Consider the following 17,101-nt stretch of genomic DNA (forward strand, 5'->3'; position numbering starts at 1 on the left):
TTCCATGGCTCACCACCACCGTCACCGCGAGGACGAAGACGCGGGCCACCTCGGGTCCCACCCGGTTCGCTAAGCGCTGGCTGGCGTGCTCCAGCTCCTCCCACGTGGTTGCTCGGTCGCTGGCCCACTTCAGTTCCCGGCTCGCGTCCACCACCTCCAGGAACGTCTCCACTCCCAGGTAGATCAGCAGCAGCGCTGAGACGATGGCCGCCGCCTTCGTGAACACGGGCTCGGGGTTGGCCGCCAAGACGGCCCAAGTGATGAGCCCCGTCGCAATGACGGTGTAGAAGAGCTGGGGGGCCAGGGTGTTCTCCACTGCCTTGGCGATGCTCTCTTTGAGGGGATCGATCGACAGGCCCAAGGCTACCCCCAGCTTGTCCCACTCGCTCAGGCCCATTACGTCATCGAGCAGGGAGAGGCAGTTTTCCTTACGCTGACCCGGCTCGCAGATGCCGCCGAAGCTCTTGCTCATCAGGCTCTGCCAGCGGTTGTCCGGGTCGTCGCTGGGGTAGGAGGCGCGCACCAGCCAGCCTTGCTGAGGCGGGCGCAGGGTGAGAGGCGCATTCAGCACCATCTGCGTCAGCGCTTCCTCGAACGCTTCCGCGTCCACCTTCACGGACTTGTTCGAGGTGGGCGGCCGGTACTCCAGGGGCGCACCATGGCCCGTGTCGAGGTGCACGACACGCGGAGAGGCGCATGCGTTGAGCAGCGCCAAGAGCAGGACCGCAGCGGTCAGACGGGTTGCCATGGGGCGCCCTCCAGCGCGAGGAGGTTTCCAGCCTACGGGAACGTCACCCCTGAGACGATGACGCTCCGGGTCCCCTCCGCATCCCACAACTTGAGGGTGAAACTCCCCCGGAGCTCTTCCTCCGTTGCGTCCGCCTCGATCACCACGCGCCGGTCCTCCACGCCGCTCCTGAAGGGCTCGCGTTGCCAGGGTGGATACACGCGCAGCGTGCGACGTCCAGAGGCCAGCAGCTCCGCTCTCACCGCTCGCCAGGGTTGCGTCTCCAGGGTGGCCATCAGCCACAGCACTACGGCCACCGTGCGGTGGGAGCGGTAGCTGTAGGCCTGATACACGTTGACGAAGTTTCCGGGGTGCTTCCCGATGCTCTGGCTGAGGTCCTTGGGAGGGATGCCCTTGTCGTCCATGAGCCCGGTGGCCAGCAGGCCAGTAAGGCCCCCGGGGTTCTCCTTCTCGGCGAGCAACCGCTCGTTGTCCTTCTGACATTGGTGGAACTGCACGTCCTTCTCCTTCACCTCCTGCTGGTACGACTCCACCGTGCGCCTCTCGCGGTACACCTCCACCCACGGCTCCACCTTCCCGGCGTACACCCCCAGCCAGAAGGCCGCGCTCGCCGGAGCTGCTCCGTCCTTGAAGCGCACCGTCAGCCGGAATCGATCTCCCGGCACTACGCGCTCCGAAGGCACCAGCCGGAGCATGGTAGTGCCCACCTCTACCATCGTGAAGCGCTCCCGCCCGTCCACGGTGACGCCGCCAGGCAGCAGCTCCGCGCCGTTGAAGATGAGCGTGGTGGACAACCCTGGGCCGATGCACAGCTCGGCCATATCTCCGGTGGGTTCCGTCGTCAGCTCGATGCGCCGTGTCCCTGTCTCGCAGGGGAGGGCTTGGGGCTGCGCGGTGGCAGTGGCGCCCACGAGAAGCGCCAGCGCCAGAAGAGCGGCGGGGGACGAGGCGAGCACGGAACAGAACCTCCTGAGTGGGGGCGGGACGTAGCGTCCTGGGACGTCGCCTCTAGCACGCCTTCCCTCTCAAGAGGGCCTCGTGCCCCCGGCGCTGCATGCCCGGGTCCGCCTCACTTGAAGCGCTCCACCGCTTTCACCTCCGCAGAGTTGAACACCCTCGCGGTGTCCGCCGTGGAGCCACTCTCCATCTGCATGCCGCGCTCGCCGGTGTGGTCCAGCAGCTCCAGGCAGACAGGCCAGGTGCGGCCGTATACCCCTCGATCCTTGTACTCCTGCGCCTCGGTGAACCGCCCGTAGACGCGCCCCCCTCCGAAGAAGAGTCGCCCCTTCAGGATGGAGCCCTCTGGCATATCCCCCAAGCCCGCAAGGACCTCCATGCGGGTCCACCCTTCCCTCACGGAGATGAACTCGCCACCCGTCCCGGGGGGTGGAAAGAGCGCATCCTCTTTGTCGCCGATGTCGATGTTCAACCCGGCCATGGCCTGGACAGCGCCGGAAGGGCATGGCTCGGTGGGAGGATCGGAGCGCACCTGTGGCCCGGTGCAGGCCAGAGTGATGCAGGCGCTGCCCGTGGTGATCGCCTTGCCCACGGGACCGAGGCCCTTCTGCTGCTTCTGCTGCGGGTTCTTCATGGAAGCCTCTCCCTTCTCGCTCACCGTGGAGGGAACCACGAGAGCTGCCTCCTCGGTGACGGAGAAGTCGCGGCCGGTAGCTTCCGGCGGCTTCCAGGGAGGCGCCACTTTCCAGCCAACCTCCCAGGTCACTTCTTCCAGGGCGTACTCGATGGACTCAGCGCGCGGCCTTCGCGTCGTCTCGCTGGCGAGCGGCGGCAGGATGGCGGTAGGCGGCGAGGATCCCCAGAACCAGGCAACGCCTCCTCCCAAGACTCCAGCGAGGGTCAGTCCCACCGCCACCTGCAGGGAGGCACTCAAGGTCCGAGCTGGCACGTGCTCCACCGACGCAGGCGGTCCAGCATCGGAAGGGAGAGCGGCAGGTGCCTCGGGTGGATCCACCGGGCGACGTCCTCGGCGGGGCCGCGCCTCAGCCTCTCTCGCCGCCTTCAGGTAGTGCGCCACCTCGTCCCCACCTGGACCCAGACGCGTCGTCACGGTGTGCTCGCTGAAGGCTTCACACAGCGTCGCCTCCCAGGCTGCCTCCTGCTGCTCCAGCAGCACCGTGAGCGCCGTGCACACTTCCTGCGCATCCGCAGGGCGCTCCTCGGGCTTCTTCGCCAGCAGCCGCAGGCACAGCTCGCTCAGCTCCACGGGCACTCGGGGGTTGAGGAGGTGGGGAGGCTTGGGGCCCTCGGTCAGGACGGCATCCACGCTCTTTCTCCCCTCCACGTGGAAGGGCTTGCGGTTCGTCAGCAGCCAGTAGAGCACCACCCCCAGCGCGTACAGATCATCCGAGGGCGTGGGGCGGTAGTGGGCGCCCGGTACGCCCTTGTTCTCCCGCTCGAAGCGCCATGCCTCCGGGCTGCGGTAGTCCGGCGTTCCCGGAGGCAGCAGCCCCCCTGTCCGCCAGCTGGCTTCCTCGTCGCCCCCCACGCCGAGATCCACCAGCACCACCTCGCCATTGGAGTCGCGCACCAGGACGTTGGCTTCCTTCACATCCCGGTGAATCACCTTCGCCGCATGGAGGGCAACCAAGGCCCGCGCCAGGCCCAGCATCTTGCGCGCCGCCTCCCGCGCCGAGGGGTTCTCCGTGCTCGCCCACACGTCCAGCCGCCGGCCCGGCACGTACTCCATGATGATGACGAAGTACCGGGGAGCCTTGTCGGGCCACTGGCAGTGGCCCAGCAGGCGCACCACGTGGGGGTGCTGAACCTTCGCCAGGTTGAGCAGCTCCCGCACACCCCACTCCCCCACCTCTTCCATCGGCAGCATCTTCAGCGCGTAGAGTTCGCCTCCCCGCTGCGCGCGGAACACGGTCCCGAAGCCTCCCTCGCCGAGTTGGGCCTCCACCCCGTAGCCGCCCACGTCCGTGCCGGGCGACACCTCCGGCACACGCCCCTTCTCGCGCCCGCTCATGGGCGGACTCCCACAAGCCCCTCGTTCAGGAGCGGCGACGTGGCCGGAGAGATGGGGGCGCCCTCGCGCATGGACTCAACCTCCTGGGTTGTGCGCGAAGCTACCAGAACAGCCCGGAGGATCGTCCTTGAGGTGCTCCTCTCATGCGGGAGGCCAGCACTGGAGCCACGCGCCAGGGCTGACTCATAGGGTCTACTCGTCCATCAACCCCTGAGGTATAGAGCGTGGAGCTGCCCAGCGGCAGTGCTCTGGTCCCTTCTGCCAAGATTCATGCATGCCGGAGCTCTTCTCCACTTCACTCGGAGAAGCCGTTCGTGCTGCGCGCCAGGGGTGGCCAAGCCACCGCGCAGATCTTCACAGTGTCCCTGTCCGGTGGTTTCGCTCCGCCATACCAGATGACGACTTTTGGAGGCCCGACTTTGAACAAGCACAGGCCGTGGGGACCTAAATAACAAAAATTGCGCTGCGAGGAGATGCACCGCTGCGCGGGAAGTGACCAAACAATACTAGCCCTGTCCTTTATCTGGCAAAAAAGTGCGCTGAAACTCCTGATAACTCATCCATGAGGCCTTTCGCAAAGACTCTAGGTCGAGTTCGACGTAATTAGAGCGCAAATAACCCACGAGTTCGAAATGTGCTTTTATTAGTGCGCGAAGCTCTCCGGTCGCTTTCTTGTAGTCCTCTCCGGAGGCTTGGGATGGAAAGAAATCCCCAGGCAAATGCCAGACATAAAAACCTCCAGGGACTCTATCGTAGTGAGTTCCGTGAGACAGGAGTTCGCCCCAGTATTGGTGGACCTGTACCATGAGGCTGTTGGCAGTTTCGTCATACAAATGCGTTGATGATGCTGCCCAGAGCGCATGGAAGCTTTCCCAGAAAGAAAACACAACAAAATCAACGCGCGAAGGTGCATTTTCCGCAAGATTGTCGATGATATCGGGATTTAGATACTGGAACAGATCCCGAAGAGTCCTCAAATCACGCTCTCTCTTTATCGCTTGCGGATCGGTCGCAACAACAACCGGACGTTCAGGTGACAGCTTGACGATTTCTTCAATGGCGTCCGCCAAGTGCTTGGACAGAGCGCCCAAGGCATTGGGTACGGAATTTTTATCCTTTGTCGCGTCTCCACTCGGAAGAGGGCATCTGAATGGGGTAATCCGCTTTTGTCTGATGTCGAATGGAAGGCTGTCTATGGTGCCAAGCTCCTGATTGGCAACCATGATGACGCGCCGCCATCCAAGAAGACCTGCTGCGTATCCGAGTTCGACCAGCACGTTTGGGTTCGGCGTCTTGCGGTCAGCGGAAGCGCTACTGTTTATGATCGAGACGTCGGCAATAAAAATATCTGCGGAACCTATCTTGTCAAATATGGTGCTCGGGATATCGGGGCTCCCAGGTTCGCCACGTGTTGCTTCGTCGATAGTCAGCCGCAGTCCGGGGAGCTTCGCTTCAACAGTGCTTGCTGCATTTCGTAGAGCGGCCCTGATGAGATTTCTACCATGGCTGTCCGGCTTTATGTCTGACTGCCAAGAGTAAAAAAGGGTGCAGGTTCTTGAGTCATCAGCAGTTGTGGGCATGGCTTCCTCTTGTTAATGGAAGTACCGCTTGGTCACTCTGGGTGCTCTCCGAGGGGAGATTTGCCTCGGAGAACCGCTGGGACTTTGAGGGAAGTGACCAAGTAGTATTAGAGCCCTAAAAAAAGTCCTCACGGCCTGCCCCTGAAGCTCAGCAACCCTCCCGACTTGGGGGTGGGTTGGCCATGCAATGGGATGGGCGGGAATGCAGATGGGCGGGAAGGTCACTGCTTGGCGAGAATGCGCCCCTTGCCGTCAATGGCGTACTCCACTCCCGCGTCCAGTTCGATAAACCCGGGCCCGCAATTTGAGAGATCCGGAATGAAGAGAACGAAGAAGAGATCATCGCTGGCCTGGAAAACCGTGACGTTGATGTACTTCCATTGGGCGAGGCACTTGCCAGCCGGATACTCCTGGTCCTCAACCCTAACGCTGGGAGGGAGGTAGTCATCCATGGCTACCTTCAAGGCAGCCATCATGGGCCCGGTCAGCCGGGCTCCTCGCTCCAATGAGTTCAAGAACTGAACCTTGGCGCCCTCTTCAGGCGGTGCCCATGTTGGCTTCTCATGTTTGTAATACCCAAAGAAAGAGCAGCCCGTCAGCATGGCGGCACAGCAGAGTAGAGCAGGAAGTAGAAGCCTCATGTCGCTTCGCCTCGAAGGGGTTCTGTCGCCAGGTACCTACGGCTGCAATTCGCTTCCGCACTCCCTGCCGTGGTGGTCTTGCTCAAGGCAGCCAATCCAGGCCTTCGAGCATCTGGATATCACCAATGTCGTTGTAGGCTTTGCCGATGGCAATCCATTGACCATTGCGCAGGGCAGAGACAATTCGTGTTGTCTGGTTGTACATGTAGGCTCTGCATTCGCCGGTCTTCTCACGGTAGAACAGCATGAGATGGCGATCCCATATCTGCTCGGTGCTCTTGCCCTTGAAGCGAGTGGGATTCCAGTTCGACCAAATGCTCAAGTCAGGCCTGGAAAAACTCCGGTTATGGGGATGGCTATGAGAACCCCCGACGATGATTGAATCTTTGCGCTTGGGGTCATCCAGCGACCTGGGGAGCGAACACGTCTTGGTAGTAGTGTCGGGCCTGTTCTTGAAATCGGAAAGGTAGCTGAGGAAGTACGCCTTCTCCTGAGGTGAGTAGTAGTTCAGGGCGCAATACTCAAACCCATAAATGCCGTTTGACGCGCCGGGCTCACCGGTCATGATTGCGCAGGCATTCATGGCCAGTGTCTCCAGTGTTGGGAAGGGGCCGACCAGTGGCCCCTTAACCTCGATACTCCCGTCCGGCATACGGGTGGCTCGCAGGTTGGGGTTGGGGCTTGAGCACGCCAGGACACCCCCTATAGCACACAGCACGCCAACACCCTGAAGTCTCCAGCCCATCTGGGTCTCCCAACGGATTCGCCAGCTTTTCTCGATAAGCCGAAGATACAGGAGGCCCATGACGCTTGCACCTTGTGGAAACAGAGCGAAGGACTCAACGAGGCCTCAGCTGGCATCACCCATGGCCTACCTCATTATTGGGTCCCCACGGCCCGACCTTGAAGGAGCGGAGTCCCCTCTCCGCAAGCTTGCCCGCGCACGCATGTGGCCTCGTGTCGCGAACCGCATTATGAACGGGTGACATGCTCACGAACCGACGGTTGATCTCGTCCGCCTGTGCCTGTCTCTTCCTCGCGGCGTGCTTCCCCAAGGCGGGGACAGTGCCCGGTCCCCTGTCCGCGGGTGCCATCCAGAGTGCTCAGGCGAAGTGGCCCGACACCTCCGCCGGGGAGCTCGAGCAGGGCCGCCAGCTCTTCCTGGAGCACTGCAACGCCTGTCATTCCTACCCGGATCGCGCTGCCTACAAGGAGGCTGACTGGCCGGACATCGCACGCAGGATGGGGCGGAAGGCGGATCTGAAGGAGGCCGAGAGCGAGCTCGTGCTCCGCTTCATCCTCGCGAACCGCTCGGACCCGGGAGCGGCTCCGGCAGCCTCCGGCACTCCCTGACGGGAGTGTCGTTCCGCGCTCAGCGCACGGCCAGGGTCCGGTTGCGCCAGTCGGCGGTGCTCCACCGCTTGAAAGTCCCCGAGTCCTCCGGCCGCTCGGCGGTCTTCTCGGGCATCAGCGTCTCCCGCTTGAGCACCTGGAAGGAGGACTTGATCTTCCCCTCCACCAGGGCTTCGCGCGCCACCAGCACTCGGGAGCCGTCCGGGGTGAAGCCCGCCAGCTCCACGTAGCCCACGCCCGGCTCGGTCGTCGCCGGTGTCAGCGCATCCAGCAACCACCCATCCCCCTCCTGATGGAAGACCCACAGCTCCGTCCACCCCTCCAGGAGCTGCACCGCCACGGTGACTGCCGTGCCCTGCGCTGACTGGCGGATGGAGCTGGGCCATACCAGCCCATAGGTGCAGCGCGCGGCCAGCGGCGTGCCTGGAGTCTTCTCGTCCACCAGGCGCAGGCATGTCTCCCCAGGCTTTCCCGGGGTCAGCTCGAGCCTGGGCCCCGAGGCCGCATTCTCCGGGGTGGGAATCGAGGCCCAGCGTGAGGCTGCCACCCGGACGGCGGCCACCGCGTAGGCAGAGCGATCCTCGTCCGCCAGCTCCGATTTCAGCACCCGGGCCAGCTCCTCCACGGAGCGCTCGCTCGCCTTCGCACCCCGCACTGCCTCTCCTCGGCGGGTCCACTGGTAGGCCAGGGTTGCGTACACCTCGGCCCGCCGCAGGTGGAGGCGGTTGGCCTGCCACGCAGGGAGCTGGCCCGTGTCCACCTTCTCCAGCACTCCGATGCGCCACTCGTCGATGGCCTGCCGCTCCACCTGGCTCAGCGCGGGGTCGATGCACTCCGGCCGGGTGAGCGCAAGCGCCGCCCGGAGCCGTGCCTCCGGACTGCCTCCCAGCCCCAGCACCCGGCGGAAGGCCTCTCCGTCGTAGCAGATGCGGGTGCGGCCCTCCTGCTCGAGGCTGATCAGCTTCACCCCGTAGCTGGCCACCACGTCCAGGTGTGCGGCCAGGGTCTCGTCATTGGATCTCTTGGAGGAGGCCCTCCTGGCCAGCCGGTCCGCCAGGGTACCCATCGCGTCGAAGAGCTCCGGGCCCACCTGCGAGGGGCTGGCCGCGCGCAGCAGCGCCGCCGTGTAGCCAATTCCCAACGCCTCCGCCCCAGAGGTGTCCCGGAGGAACTCCACCACCGCCTGGAGCCGGGGCACGCTCGCCTCGTCCAGGGTGTAGACCCGGACCTGCTGCTGGCGCACGTAGCCGGGGCGCTCGCGGCGGTGGTCGTACACCTGGAGGAAGCCCTGGCGCTCCCCCCGGACCTCGAGCCACTCGCCCTGCCACAAGGTGGCCTGACGGGTGGCGGCATCCTGCGGAGCAGCGCGCAGGGGCGTCTGGTCCTGCACCACGAGCGCGAGGGTCAGAATCGTAGCGAGCATGGCCTGGCGCTCCTGCTAGTACTCGTTCTCGGGGTGCTCGGACCCGGGCTCTGACTCGGAAGAGTCGCCCGACTGCGGCCGAGAGGAACCAGGGGTGCTCGCATACTGGGGCGAGGGAGGCGGCTGGCCCAGCAGGCCGCTGGCGAAGAATCCACCCACCTGGGGCGGGGCGATGATGACCTGGATCTTGTCGGACAGCTTGTCCGCGAGTGTCTTCTGGATGAGCAGCGGGTTCTTGCTGATGAGGCTGGCGTCCCGAGCGAGCTGCTCGGAGGCAGCCTTGCCCGTCACCTCCACCCGGTAGGCATCGGAATCGGCGAGCGTCCGGCGGGCATCCGCCTCGCCTCCGGCCTCGATGCGACGGGCCTCGGCCTCGGCGGTGGCCTGGGTCAGCCGGCTCACCTTCGCGGCCTCCGCCTCCAGGCGCCGCTGTTCAATCTCCTTCTCCTTGAAGGGGAGGATGTGGCGCATGGCCTCGGCCTTGGCCTTGGCGGCGATGATCTCCTCACTGGCGGAGGCCTCGGCGGCCTTCTCGCGCCGGACCTTCTCGGCCTCGGCGCTCAGCGCGGTCTCCTTGACCTGCTTCTCCTTGAGCTCCAGCGTGTAGCGCATCTTCTCGGCGCTCAGCTCCTCGGCCAGCAGCGACTCCACCCCCTGGCGGTACTGCTGGGGCAGGTCCACGTTGCCCAGGGTGACCGAGCGGAGGATGACGCCATCGGCCGCCAGCAGGGGGGCGATCTCGTCAGAGAGGGCCTTCTGGATCTCCCTTCGCTTGGTCGAGAAGATCTCGCGGACGGTGTGCTGGGCGAAGTGGCGGCGGAGCACGCCGTCGATGACGGGCTCGACGATCTCCTGGCCCACATCCTCGGGCATCGAGGCGGCCAGGGAGCCGACGCGGGCGGGATCGAGCGCGTAGCGGATCGAGATCTCGATGCCGATGGAAAGGCCCTCCACGGACTGGAAGGGGGCCGGGCCATCGGACTGGGCGCTGCGGTCGGGCCGGTAGACCTGGTCCTTCAGACCGTAGAGGTGGAGCCGGTGGATGTGGGGCACGAGCAGGGCCCAGCCCTCACGCAGCTCGAGGCTGCGGCCGGTGAGCAGGTTCATGCGGATGCCCACCTGTCCCGGCTCGATCAGAGTCACGGGGCGCGTGGACACGGCCATGGCCACAACGCCCGTCACCATCAGCCCGGTGGCGATGCGGCGCCCACGCTGGGTGAAGATGCACCACCGAATCTTGCTGACCACTGTGCCCACGACGGCTCGGGCCAGGAAGACGCTCTGCTTCGCGACTGCACTCAGCTTCTCTTTGACGTTCTCGGTGTTCATGGTTGCCCTCTCGCGCGTGGGAAGGGCAATGCACGAGAGATACCCACCGCGTGGGCGGAGCGTGCTGGAAGTGGGCGCTCGGACCGCGTGGTGAGTAAGCGTGAGCGCGTGGTCGTGCGGACTCACGCAGTGCGGCTGGAGTGGCTCAGCGCCGCGCGAGTGCGTCCGGACGACCGCAGTCCTATATAAGGATACAGAGGAAGCCCGAGCCCCGAGGCTCAGCCCAGGTCAGCCCTTCTTCTCCCCGTCGTCCGGGCCCGCGGCGGCGCGCACCACCGTCTCCGCGTTGAAGTCCTCCGGGCTCACCGGCTTGATGCTCGAGGACGACAGGCGCGAGCTGGCCTTGCGCCAGTACTCGCGCGGCGGCAGCGGCTCCACCTTCGGGCTCGGCCGCGGCCAGAAGTCGCACTCGGCCAGCCCCAGCTTCTTCACCAGCACCTGCCGCTCCTCATAGCGCCGAGCCGCGCCCGCCACATCCCCCAGCTCCTCCAGCGCCTCCGCGTAGCGCTGGAGCGTGGGGATCTGGTTGCTCAGGTTGTCCACCGCCCGCAGCCGGCTCAGCGCCTCGTCCGCCCAGGCCCGCACCTGCTCCACTGTGCCCCCGGCGAGCGCGTGCAGGTGCGCCAGGCCGATGAGGCACAGCGGCCCTGCCTGCTCGTCCCTCGCCCCGGAGTTCGCCAGCTCCAGGCCCTTCTCATAGGCGGCCTTCGCCTCCACCTGCCGGCCCGCCACGAACTCCACGTCCCCCAGGTACGCGTACGCCAGCGAGAGGCCATACGAGAGGCCCTGCTGCCGCGTCAGCCCCAGCGCGTGCGTGAGCAGGTGCCGCGCTCGATCCATCCGCCCGATGTGGAACTGGTGCCGCCCCGCATAGGAGGTGCCCATGCACAGGTACAGCCCGGTGATGCCCTGCGCCTCGGAGAAGGCGAGCAGCTCCGCGCTGCGCTCCACCCCTTCATCCCAGCGGAACTCCGCCTCGGCGACGACGGCGTAATAGAAGGTGGAGGCCGCCATCCGCACCGGATTTCCCAGCCGCAGGGCGATGCGCGCGGAGGAGGACGCGTACTCCCGGGCCTTCTTGAACTCGCCGCAGTACGCCAGCGCCAGCGCGAGGATGCCCTCCGAGTGCGTCTGCTCCACGTGCTCCCCCGCCGCCGCCGCCTGCGCCGCCGCCTCGGTGAGCATGGAGGTGGCGGGCCCGAACCGCCCCGAGCCACACAGCGCACGCCCCATGATGCTCAAGGGCGCATAGAGGTAGGAGCGCAGGTGCGGCTCCGTCGCCGCACCCAGGCACCACGCGCTGTGCTCCAGCGCCTTGGGGAAGTCGCCCTGGGCGTAGTACGCGCGCGCCCAGGAGCTGTTCAGCGCCAGCCTCTGCTCCGGTGTAGGGCGCTCGAGCAGCGCTTGCCCCAGCTCCAGGTACCGGTACATCTCCACCGAGCTGCCCAGCAGACAGCCTATCCGCACCAGCCCGTAGAGCGACCGCACGAGGATGTCGTCCCGCTCGGCCGAGGGGGGCTGAGAGCTGGCCACCGTGAAGGCCTTGCGCAGGTGCTGGCTGGCGCCAATGGGATCCAACAGCCGATCCGCATCGAGCCCGGCCTCCAGGTACGCGCTGGCGGACCGCAGCGGCTGGCCCGCCTTCTCCCAGTGGTAGCCGAGCGTCCCCGGAGGGGCCCCGCGCTCCCGCAGCCGCTCGCCAATGCGCCGGTGGATGTCCGGCACGTCCTTCAGCCGCCCGTCCGCCACCAGCCGCTCACGCAGCGTGTCATGCGCGAAGGTGCACCGGTCTCCCACGACGATGCACAGCCGCTGCTCCTCCGCCGCGGTGATGGCAGCCCGCACCTCCAGCGGGGAGAACACGCCCAGTGCCTCCAGATCCGAGAGCCGGAACCGGCGATCCATGAGCGCGGCCACCCGGAGCACCCGCAGCACCTCCTCGTCCAGCCGCTCCAGCGAGCGGCCGACCACCGTGGAGACAGAGTCCGGGGGCCGGTACTCCCCCCGCAGGCGATCGGACAGCCGGACGCGGCCATCCGACTCCCGGGCCAGGTACCCCCCGAGCTGCAGATCCCGGATGATCTGCCCGGCGACCAGCGGGTTGCCGCTGGCCAGGAACGGCACCGACTGGACCATGGCCTTCACCACGGCCGCGCTGGCCCCCCCGGCGAGCTTCGCCAGCAAGTGGTCATTCTCCTCGGAGCCCAGCGCCTCCAGCGTCAGCATCTCCAGCTCACCTGTGCGTGCCAGGCGCGGCGGAGGCCGGGTGGTGCACAGCAGCAGCACGCCGGGCGGCGGAGCGGCGGTGAGCCGCGCCAGCACGGCCAGCGTGCCCTCGTCCGCCGAGTGCACATCCTCCAGCACGAGCACCAGCGGCCGCGCGGCGCCAATGGCGGTGAGCAGGTGCACCAGCGCCTTGCCCACACGCTCCGCGCCGAGCCCCTGGACGATGACGCCCTCGTTGCCGCGCTCGGTGCCCTCCGGCAGCAGCCGGCTCAGCTCCGGCACCAGCCGCCGCAGCTCCTGGGCCTCGCTCGCCAGCACCTGCCCTGCCACGTGGCGCACCCGGTGCCCGGGCTCGCTGCGGATGCCCAGGAGCACCTCCACCAGCTGCCCCAGCGCCTCGCGCAGCGGCGAGTAGGGCACCAGCTCGCCCAGCTGCCGGCAGCGGCCATAGCCCACCAGCACCCGGGCGCTCACCTCCTGCGAGAGCAGCACCTCGGAGATGAGGCGGCTCTTGCCCATGCCCGCCTCGCCCACCAGCATGAGCGCGCGGCCCTGGCGCTCGCCCACCGAGTCCACGGCCTCGCGCAGCAGCGCCACCTCGCGCGCGCGCCCCACGAAGGGCGCGTCGTCCGAGGAGAGCAGCTCCGGGGGCAGCGCGGGGGGCCCTCCTCCCCCCTCCTCGGTGTTGCCGTGCAGCAGATCGAAGTAGAGGCCCTTGAGGCGGCTGGCCAGCTGGCTCGCCCCGCCGAAGCGGTGGCTCGCGTCCGGATCGAGCAGGGAGCGCACCAGCGCCGCCACCACCGGAGGCACCAGGGGCGCGGCCTGCTCCAGCGGCGTCATCTTCCCCGCCCGCTTGAGCGAGCCCAGCGCCGCATACGAGGCGTTGTTGGGGAACGGGAGGATGCAGGAGACCATCTCGTAGAGCAGCGTCCCCAGGGAGTAGAGGTCCACCTTCTCGGAGAAGTCGATCGATCCAAAGAAGCACTCGGGGGCCATGTAGGCCAGCGTCCCGGCCACGGGCCCCCCCTCATGCGTCTTGAAGCCGTTGGACAGCCGCGCCAGACCGAAGTCCAGCACCTTCACCTTCGGCTCCACCGGATCGGTGACGATGATGTTGGCCGGCTTGAGATCCAGGTGGAGGACCTTGGACTCGTGGCAGTAGGCGAGCGCCTCGGCGATGCGGCGCGTCAGCTGGAGGGCCTCCAGGACCTCCAGGGGCCCACGCTCCTGGAGGTATTGGCCCAGCACCAGGCCCTGCACCATCTCCATCACCAGGTACAGGCGCCCATCGTCCATGAAGCCATACCCGAGCACCTCCACCAGCGAGGGGTGCCGCAGGCGCGTGAGCGCTTCAATCTCGTTCTGCTGCCAGACGAGCTGCTGGGCGGTGATGGAGCGTGCCGAGTGCTTGCTCACCTTGATGGCGACCTGCCGCTGCTCCGGATCCCTCGCGCGGTACACCACGCCAAACCCGCCCGAGCTCAGCATGTCCTCGATGACGTACGTCCCCACCAGCGTCCCCGGGGTGAGCGCACCGGGGACACTCTTCACATCGGATTTCTCCGCGGAAGGCTGTGCCATCGTCCTGGAAAATCCCAAGCATGCCACCTCGGGAGGGGTGAAGCGAATGGGTAGCGGCATACCTGGCAGAAAGGAGGGGCGCGAGTGACCCAACCTGATACGTCCCCCAGCGAACGCTCGAGGGCCTTGATCTTCCTGGGGAGGGCTCGGATCTTCCTTTGTCCGCCCCGGGGTGGCGGCCTAACTTCCGATTCTCCGCTTGGCACAGGCCATCGGGCCAGGCAACCCCAAACCAGGAGAGCCCGTGGCAGACACCATGCCGATCGAGGAGATCGGCCGGGAAGTACGAACCATCATCGCCGATGCGCTGAAGCGCCCCGTGGAGCAGGTCCCCCTGACGGCCAGCCTCGAGAGCGGGCTGGGGATCGACTCCCTGGCGATGATCGAGATCAACATCGCCCTGGAGGCGCGCTTCCGCTTCGCGATGCCGGACATGGCCTCACCCGCGGACGCCAACCTCAAGACGGTGGAGGATCTGGCGCGCTTCGTGGCGGCGCAGCTCACCCGTCAGAAGGGGAGGGCCGTATGACGGCACTGAATCTGGGGCTGAGGCACCCGGACGAGCGCGTCGCCGCCCAGCGCACCCCGGAGGAGCAGCGAGCGCATGAGGCCCGGGAGGTGGCGCAGCACTACGAGCACAACCCGGAGATCTTCAGCCTGGTGCTGGACCCGCGGCTGGCGTACGCAACGGGGGTGTTCCTGTCGCCGGACGAGGATCTGGAGACGGGGCAGGAGCGGAAGTTCGCGCGGGTGGCGGCCAAGCTCAACATCCAGCCCGGGGAGAAGGTGCTGGACGTGGGCTGCGGCTGGGGCAGCAACCTCTTGTACCTGGCGCAGCACACACAGGGGCAGTTCCACGGCATCACCCTGAGCAGCAAGCAGCGCGAGGTGGCGCTGCAGCGCGCGAAGGACTGGGGCGTGGCGGACCGCGTGCGGGTGGACCTGACGCACGTGGAGGAGCTGAAGCCCGAGCCGGAGAGCTACGACGTGGTGCTCTTCTCCGGCAGCATCGTCCACATGCACAACCGGGAGACGATCCACCAGCTGGTGGGGCGCACGCTGAAGCCCGGGGGCAGGCTGTTCATCTCGGACTGCTACTTCCCCTCGGAGGTGCGCGGGGACCGGGACAGCAGCGCCACGCGCTACATCTTCGTCACCGCGCTGGGCTACTGCCGGCTGCTGAGCCTCGCGGAGGAGCTGGGCCTCATCGAGCGCGCGGGGCTGGATCTGCTCCACGTGGAGGACCTGACGAGCTCCTACGTGCAGACGCTGGGGTACTGGATCGACAACGTGCGCAAGAACCGCGACCGCATCGAGTCCCTGGCGCCAGGCTTCGCCAAGGTGCTGCAGGGGTACATGACGGTGGCGAAGCTGTCGTTCGCGAAGCGCACGGCGCTGGAGTACATGATCCTGGCCACCAAGGGCCCTCCCAAGGTGCACGTGGCGGGCTGGCCCATCCCCGGGAACGCGAAGTGACGGCACCGCGGACGCTGGCAGGCCTGCTGCGCTCGCGAGCACAGTCCCAGGGAGAGCGGCTCGCCATCCGCTACAAGGAGGGAGAGGAGTGGCTCCCTCGCACCTGGGGCGAGACGTGGGAGGAGGCGCGGGCAGTGGCCGCGGCGCTCCACGCCCGGGGAGTGCGCCCCGGGGAGGGGGTGCTGCTGCTCGTCCCCGAGGTGCGGCCCTCCGTCAGCACGCTCCTGGGGGTGTGGGCGCTGGGCGCGGTGCCGAGCATCCTCGGCGTGCCGTACCGGCTGGCGGACCTGGACGCGTACCTCGAGCAGCTCCGAAGCACGGCGAAGAAGCTGGACGCCAAGGCGCTGGTGCTCTCGGAGATGCTGGCGGGCATGGCGGGAGAGGGCAGCGGGGAGGGGCCCGCGCTCATCATCGCCGACACGCTGGTGGAGGAAGGCCGGGCGTCCGCGTTCCAGCCCGAGCCGGACGCGGCGCCGGGCCCGTGCCTGGTGCAGCTCACCAGCGGCAGCACGAGCCACCCGCGCGGCGTGGTGCTCTCCCATGAGAAGGTGATGCTGCACATGGAGAGCATGAGCCGGGCCCTGCCCTCCCCTGCGCACGCGATGGCGGTCTCCTGGCTGCCGCTGCACCATGACATGGGGCTGCTGGGCGGGCTGCTGTTCCCCTTCTTCAACAACTTCCCGGCGCACATGCTCTCGCCGCTGGACTTCCGGCAGCGGCCCTTCAGCTGGCTGGAGGCGATGAGCCAGTTCAAGGGGACGATCTGCGCGGCGCCGCCCTCGGCGTATGCCATCTGCCTGGGACTGGCGAACCGGGCGCGGGAGGCGGGGCTGGATCTGAGCGCGTGGGAGGTGGCGATGATCGGCGCCGAGCCGGTTTCACCGGAGCTGCTGCGGCGCTTCTCGGATCGCTTCGGTCCGTGTGGCTTCCGGCCCGAGACCTTCTTCCCGGTGTACGGGCTGGCCGAGGCCACGGTGGCGGTGACGTTCCCGGAGAAGCTGGCGCGCACGGTGGTGGACTGCGTGGACCGCTCGGTGCTGGAGAGCGAAGGCCGCGCGGTGCCTTGCCCGGAGGGTCCGGGCGCGCTGGAGCTGACAGGGGCGGGCCGTCCCATCCCGCACACCGAGGTGCGGCTGGTGGATGAACAGGATCGGCCGGTGCCGGAGCGCACGCAGGGGGAGATCCTCGTGCGCTCGGCGACGCTGATGGAGGGCTACTACCGCGAGCCGGAGCTGACGACAGCCGCACTGCAGGAGGGCTGGCTGCGGACGGGTGACCTCGGCTACCAGGCGAACGGGGCGCTCTTCATCACAGGACGGAAGAAGGAGCTCATCATCAAGGGCGGCCACAACCTGATCCCCTCCCTCCTCGAGGAGATCGCCTCCGAGGTGGAGGGTGTACGGGCCGGCTGCGTGGCGGCGGTGGGTGTGCGCTCGGAGCAGCGGCAGACGGAGCTGGCATACGTGCTGGCGGAGACGAAGCTAGAGCCCGAGGCCCGAGGCGTGCTGGGCGAGCGCATCCGTGAGCGGCTCCGGGCCCATGGCATCGCGATCGACCATGTGCTGCTGGTGGCTCCGGGCACGCTGGCGAAGACGACGAGCGGGAAGATGAAGCGCCGGGCCATCGCCGATGCCATCACCGCGGGCCAGCTCACCGGCACGTTGACGTGAACTTCTGCTCCACGAAGGGCACCGACCGGAGACGTCCTCTCAGAACCTGTCTGCTTGTCATACAGGTTCCTGCCCTGCGCCCCCA

The 17,101-nt window shown here is 66.9% G+C and carries 12 protein-coding genes and 1 pseudogene; 4 read left to right on the forward strand and 9 right to left on the reverse strand.

Annotated features, from left to right (window positions below; translation table 11 throughout):
• The 6 genes and pseudogenes from VD972_RS44795 to VD972_RS44820 form a co-directional block, all read right to left on the reverse strand.
• Positions 1-748 (reverse strand): annotated as a pseudogene (locus tag VD972_RS44795) (hypothetical protein); the annotation flags it as partial.
• Positions 749-780: 32 nt separating this feature from the next.
• Positions 781-1,704 carry a DUF2381 family protein gene (locus VD972_RS44800; RefSeq protein ID WP_324996180.1) on the reverse strand — a complete coding sequence of 308 codons (924 nt, stop codon included), beginning with the start codon at positions 1,702-1,704 and terminating at the stop codon, positions 781-783.
• Between the two features lie 113 nt (positions 1,705-1,817).
• Positions 1,818-3,737 (reverse strand): serine/threonine-protein kinase, encoded by a 1,920-nt coding sequence (locus tag VD972_RS44805; RefSeq protein ID WP_324996182.1) that lies wholly within the window; start codon positions 3,735-3,737, stop codon positions 1,818-1,820.
• Between the two features lie 506 nt (positions 3,738-4,243).
• Complete coding sequence (locus tag VD972_RS44810; RefSeq protein WP_324996183.1) at positions 4,244-5,317, reverse strand: hypothetical protein; 1,074 nt, start codon at positions 5,315-5,317, stop codon at positions 4,244-4,246.
• 221 nt (positions 5,318-5,538) lie between these two features.
• Complete coding sequence (locus VD972_RS44815) at positions 5,539-5,769, reverse strand: hypothetical protein (protein WP_324996185.1); 231 nt, start codon at positions 5,767-5,769, stop codon at positions 5,539-5,541.
• A 271-nt stretch (positions 5,770-6,040) separates the two neighbouring features.
• Positions 6,041-6,763 carry a hypothetical protein gene (locus VD972_RS44820; RefSeq protein ID WP_324996187.1) on the reverse strand — a complete coding sequence of 241 codons (723 nt, stop codon included), beginning with the start codon at positions 6,761-6,763 and terminating at the stop codon, positions 6,041-6,043.
• 182 nt (positions 6,764-6,945) lie between these two features.
• On the opposite strand from VD972_RS44820, the gene VD972_RS44825 reads away from it, so the two are divergent.
• Positions 6,946-7,311, forward strand: a complete 366-nt coding sequence (locus VD972_RS44825) for a hypothetical protein (protein ID WP_324996189.1) — start codon at positions 6,946-6,948, stop codon at positions 7,309-7,311.
• 19 nt (positions 7,312-7,330) lie between these two features.
• On the opposite strand, the gene VD972_RS44830 is transcribed toward VD972_RS44825, so the two are convergent.
• The 3 genes from VD972_RS44830 to VD972_RS44840 all read right to left on the reverse strand — a co-directional run bounded on the left by VD972_RS44830 (position 7,331) and on the right by VD972_RS44840 (position 13,840).
• The gene (locus tag VD972_RS44830; protein ID WP_324996191.1) at positions 7,331-8,734 is read right to left on the reverse strand and encodes a hypothetical protein; all 1,404 of its coding nucleotides are present in this window, start codon (positions 8,732-8,734) and stop codon (positions 7,331-7,333) included.
• Positions 8,735-8,749: 15 nt separating this feature from the next.
• On the reverse strand, positions 8,750-10,063 hold the full coding sequence (locus VD972_RS44835) for an SPFH domain-containing protein (protein WP_324996193.1): 1,314 nt from the start codon (positions 10,061-10,063) through the stop codon (positions 8,750-8,752).
• A gap of 228 nt (positions 10,064-10,291) precedes the next feature.
• Complete coding sequence (locus VD972_RS44840; RefSeq protein WP_324996195.1) at positions 10,292-13,840, reverse strand: serine/threonine-protein kinase PknK; 3,549 nt, start codon at positions 13,838-13,840, stop codon at positions 10,292-10,294.
• Positions 13,841-14,114: 274 nt separating this feature from the next.
• Between VD972_RS44840 and VD972_RS44845 the strand changes: the two genes are divergently transcribed.
• Genes VD972_RS44845 through VD972_RS44855 form a run of 3 tightly spaced genes read left to right on the forward strand, consistent with a single transcriptional unit; the run spans position 14,115 to position 17,016 of the window.
• A complete protein-coding gene (locus VD972_RS44845) occupies positions 14,115-14,399 on the forward strand; it encodes an acyl carrier protein (RefSeq protein WP_324996197.1) in 285 nt (94 codons plus the stop codon).
• Positions 14,396-15,346, forward strand: a complete 951-nt coding sequence (locus VD972_RS44850) for an SAM-dependent methyltransferase (RefSeq protein ID WP_324996199.1) — start codon at positions 14,396-14,398, stop codon at positions 15,344-15,346. Before VD972_RS44845 ends, VD972_RS44850 begins: the two co-directional genes overlap by 4 nt.
• Positions 15,343-17,016 carry an AMP-binding protein gene (locus VD972_RS44855; RefSeq protein ID WP_324996201.1) on the forward strand — a complete coding sequence of 558 codons (1,674 nt, stop codon included), beginning with the start codon at positions 15,343-15,345 and terminating at the stop codon, positions 17,014-17,016. The genes VD972_RS44850 and VD972_RS44855 overlap by 4 nt, the downstream gene beginning before the upstream one ends.
• The last annotated feature ends 85 nt before the right edge of the window (positions 17,017-17,101 follow it).

Source organism: Hyalangium sp. (assembly GCF_035629615.1).
In the GTDB taxonomy this organism is placed as follows: Bacteria; Myxococcota; Myxococcia; order Myxococcales; family Myxococcaceae; genus Hyalangium.

Excerpts from the sequence above, each read along its gene's own strand:
- VD972_RS44805 (WP_324996182.1), bottom strand. The coding sequence starts at position 3,737 with ATGAGCGGGCGCGAGAAGGGGCGTGTGCCGGAGGTGTCGCCCGGCACG.
- VD972_RS44810 (WP_324996183.1), bottom strand. The coding sequence starts at position 5,317 with ATGCCCACAACTGCTGATGACTCAAGAACCTGCACCCTTTTTTACTCT.
- VD972_RS44815 (WP_324996185.1), bottom strand. The coding sequence starts at position 5,769 with ATGGATGACTACCTCCCTCCCAGCGTTAGGGTTGAGGACCAGGAGTAT.
- VD972_RS44820 (WP_324996187.1), bottom strand. The coding sequence starts at position 6,763 with ATGGGCCTCCTGTATCTTCGGCTTATCGAGAAAAGCTGGCGAATCCGT.
- VD972_RS44825 (WP_324996189.1), top strand. The coding sequence starts at position 6,946 with ATGCTCACGAACCGACGGTTGATCTCGTCCGCCTGTGCCTGTCTCTTC.
- VD972_RS44830 (WP_324996191.1), bottom strand. The coding sequence starts at position 8,734 with ATGCTCGCTACGATTCTGACCCTCGCGCTCGTGGTGCAGGACCAGACG.
- VD972_RS44835 (WP_324996193.1), bottom strand. The coding sequence starts at position 10,063 with ATGAACACCGAGAACGTCAAAGAGAAGCTGAGTGCAGTCGCGAAGCAG.
- VD972_RS44850 (WP_324996199.1), top strand. The coding sequence starts at position 14,396 with ATGACGGCACTGAATCTGGGGCTGAGGCACCCGGACGAGCGCGTCGCC.